This window comes from Vibrio sp. V12_P9A6T4 (assembly GCF_963874835.1).
Taxonomy (GTDB): Bacteria; Pseudomonadota; Gammaproteobacteria; order Enterobacterales; family Vibrionaceae; genus Vibrio; species Vibrio anguillarum.
The window spans coordinates 1-3,669 of record NZ_CAWNJO010000009.1; the positions used below are offsets into that span (position 1 = coordinate 1).

Genomic DNA, 3,669 nt, shown 5'->3' on the forward strand with positions numbered 1-3,669 from the left:
GTTTTTAACTACAGTTTTAGGGGTTTACTATCTTTTTGTTTATACAATACATGAGAAAATCCCATTCCCATTAGATATGAGTGTCTTGCCAACGTTATTTGTGGCTTTAGGGATACTATGTTTATTGTTTACAATTGTTATAGTTTTCTATTCTTCAATATCTGTGATTGTATTATTAGATCCTATTAATATAAAGTATCATGATGTTTTTTATGCAAAGCCTAAGTATATAAAAAACAAGCATGTCGCTAGTGTATTGAACTTCGTAATATTCTATTGTTTCACTCCAATTGTGTATTTTTTGACTTTCTATTTTGAATATCCAAAGGAAATATGGATTGGTTCGTTATTTATTATTCCGATATTGTTTGCGTATTACTCTTTAACGCCAGATATATCAATATTTAAAGATAAATTGTCAACAATCATAAGTGTTAGGTTTTGGTTGGTTACAGTTACATTCTTTTATATTGGCTTTTTTGCATTACTTTCAATATATGTATTTGTAAAGTATATGGAGTTTGGGTTGGCTATTAAGGCTGATTCAGAAGTTCTATTATCTCTTGCAATATTCTCTTTTTTAAGCTATTTGATTCTAATTCCATCTAGGCATAAAAATAGTTTTGAGGTTAATGCTAGCAAATATAAAAGTAAGCGTATTATACCTCTTCTAGTGAGCTCTCCAGCATTTGCTGTATATTTGTTTGCAGGTATTTTCTCATTAATGCCTCAAGTTGCATCAAAAACAGCTTCTATGTCATTTAGTTTTCTTAATGTAGGCGGAGGAATAGAGAGAAAATATTACTTCACACCAAAATCGAGAATTACAGTTCCGAATGAGCTGATTAAACATTGTGATAATTACACTTACTGCGAGACAAAAAAATTAAACGTTATCCTAGATTTAGGCGGTTCTTTATATGTGAAAGGTGACTACTTCGGTTACAAGGATACTATTGTTTCTCTTCCTCGTCATAAAATGAATTCTATTTCTCTTGGAAGCGAAAAAGTTAAGCTTGATGATAAAAAGGAGAAGTAGCTACGATGGTCAATATTACACATAACAAACGCTTCAAGATGGACAGCCAACGCGTGGCATTTTTATTATGCGTTGGTTTTTGTGATTACGGTGTTATGCGGAAGCTTGGTAGTAGCGTTGTCTGCCCCTTAAGCGGGCGTTAGCATTCCATTAGGAGATAATTATGCTTCCGAGCATATTGTATAAATATAGAAGCTTTGAAAAATATACAATTTTAGGTTTGATCAATAACAGCTACTGGTTGCCGAAGCCATATAACTTGAATGATCCTTTTGATGTGCAGATTAAACCGATACACCAGGCAATATCGCAAACTGAATTCGTAAGCGAACTTGAAGCTTTTCTTGTAACTCAGAGAAACATTAATAACGTAGATTTCCAATATCAGAATGTTGACTCTTTATATGAAAACGGACAACCATCTAAGATATTGAGAGAGAATGTTAAAAGCTTTAGTAGATCTGTTGAGCAGATAGCTAATGAAATCGGCGTGTTCTCACTATCTGAAATTAATACGAACTCTACAATGTGGTCGCATTACGGTGATGAACATCGTGGCATCTGTATTGGATACAGAAGTAGTGATTTACTGCCATTGTCTGGTGCATCGAGTCAAACTAGAATAGCGCCTGTAACATATAAGCCTCAAGAGGAACTACTTAGAAATGCTTACCTCCTGTATGTGCATTCTAATATGGGCGCTGATATTCAAATGTTGGTAGATTATGTCCTTAACTTATTCGCTCAAAAATCTGATGACTGGCAGTATGAGAAAGAATGGAGGTTATTAGTACCAAACATGGGTGGGAAAGTGATTGAATGTGAAGAAAGTATAATTCAAACGATTACTTTTGGGTTAAGGACTACAGTAGAAACTAAAAAAACAGTTAAAGAGCTTTTGCATAGTGAAGTTCAGTACTATCAGATGGTTAGGCATCCTATATATTTAGGCTTAATCGCTGAACCTATGTCTGAAACGAGTGAATATTGGTACTCGTCCGCAGAATGCTAACAAACAATTTAAGAGTGATTCAGCACGCTTGGCATTTTTGGTTTGGGTTAAGTTCAGTGTTTACGGTGTTCAAATTGAGTATGGTGGTAGCGTGCTTCACACCTTAATTGGGCGTTATATGCTTTCAAGTGAGGGAAGTTATGAGTAAAGGATTAATTGAGTTTTTGAGACCATATGCTCTATTGGTAATTGAGCAATATGGAAAGATGAAAGCAGCCGATTTTTATCAAAAGCTATTGTTTACATGCAAAAATAGTGGCATAGATTATTCTTGGGTTGAGTCGAATTCTCTTCATATATCAATTTTAACTGACAAGTTGATAGACGTGGCTGTGTGTGATTGGTTGGAAAAACAATATATAAATTATCCACATCCAACGGTTCGTGATGGTAATAAAGTAATTTCAGGAAAGGTAGCATCGGTCTCTGAAACTTCTGCTAGTTCAATGTATTCCTATTCAGAGCAATGTGGTTGGGATCTTTGGCGCGCTAGTGGTATGTCTGGGGGGAAAAAACTCCAAGAAATTACTCTACACGATGAGGCTAATCCCTATTACGTTGTATGGGGCAAAGACGCTATTGGTGTTCGTCAGTTTAATATTATTGATTTCGAGTGGGTGGATAAGAACGGTTACCAAACAATAGTTAAGAAGTCCTTGGAAGGTCACGGCGAAGGGTTTGGCAATTCGAAATCTGTTACTGTTAACCAAGTTCATTACCCGTCTATACGTAGTGCATATGCTCGTATCAACCCAAAGGTTACTTATTCAACGGTTTGTACCCGTCTTAGAAATGGGTTAACACCCGAAGATGCTTTTGATAAACCGAGTATGAGATTAAATAGCGACATCAATAAGCTTGGTATCATTGTAAAAAAAGACAATTGGGTTAAAAGTCGACGATCCATTTAGTACGCATATAACAAACGCTTTAAGACGGATTCGCAACGCTCGGCGGTTTTAGTTTGATTTAGCTTTTGTGTTTACGGTGCAATAATTGAGTTTTGTGGTAGCGTTGCTCACCACTTAAGCGGGCGTTAGGCGTCATCCAGCCAGAAAGTATCGCTAATGGAATAATTTCTTAACCTTGTTTTCACTATGACTTTATAACCATACTTTCTATAAACTCTTGATTCTTTGACTGACAAGGGATAAGCATCAGAAAAGAACTCGTTTGGGTTAATAGTAGAGTCAGTTTTCACATCATATACATATATACACTCTCTGCGCATAGACCATCTACGCCAGAAAAGAAGCCAACAATTGGGGTAAACATAGAACCCAGCGATTTTGGCATCGTCAACTAAGGCAATGGCAAATAGTCTATTACTATCAAGCCGCTTACCTACAACTAAGGTGTTGTGTTCGGGTTTGTGTCTTAACATATCTAAAAAATACCTTATTGCGCCAAAATTTATCGGGATGCTTTCAATCATAAATGAGTACCTAAGAAATTTGATTCATTGTAAATCTTATCAAGTTGCTGATAAAGTTGAATTTTCGCCTAACAAACGGCTCAAGAGGGATTGCCAACGCGTGGCGGCTTTAGTTCAAAATTGAAGTTCAGTGTTTACAGTGTGTTTTTTGAGTTCGGCTATGCGTTGTCAACCCCTTAGCCG

At 36.1% G+C, this 3,669-nt stretch carries 4 protein-coding genes; 3 read left to right on the forward strand and 1 reads right to left on the reverse strand.

Features of this window, described 5'->3' with window-relative positions:
• The 3 genes from AACQ42_RS00145 to AACQ42_RS00155 all read left to right on the forward strand — a co-directional run.
• On the forward strand, nt 1-1,039 hold a 1,039-nt coding region (locus tag AACQ42_RS00145; protein WP_176429659.1), incomplete at its 5' end, for a hypothetical protein.
• Nucleotides 1,040-1,202: 163 nt separating this feature from the next.
• Nucleotides 1,203-2,051, forward strand: a complete 849-nt coding sequence (locus AACQ42_RS00150; protein ID WP_094165548.1) for a DUF2971 domain-containing protein — start codon at nt 1,203-1,205, stop codon at nt 2,049-2,051.
• A gap of 140 nt (nt 2,052-2,191) precedes the next feature.
• Complete coding sequence (locus tag AACQ42_RS00155) at nt 2,192-2,962, forward strand: hypothetical protein (protein ID WP_094165550.1); 771 nt, start codon at nt 2,192-2,194, stop codon at nt 2,960-2,962.
• A 125-nt stretch (nt 2,963-3,087) separates the two neighbouring features.
• Here the strand turns inward: AACQ42_RS00155 and AACQ42_RS00160 are convergent, their stop codons facing one another.
• The gene (locus AACQ42_RS00160; RefSeq protein WP_094165551.1) at nt 3,088-3,486 is read right to left on the reverse strand and encodes a hypothetical protein; all 399 of its coding nucleotides are present in this window, start codon (nt 3,484-3,486) and stop codon (nt 3,088-3,090) included.
• Nucleotides 3,487-3,669 lie beyond the last annotated feature (183 nt).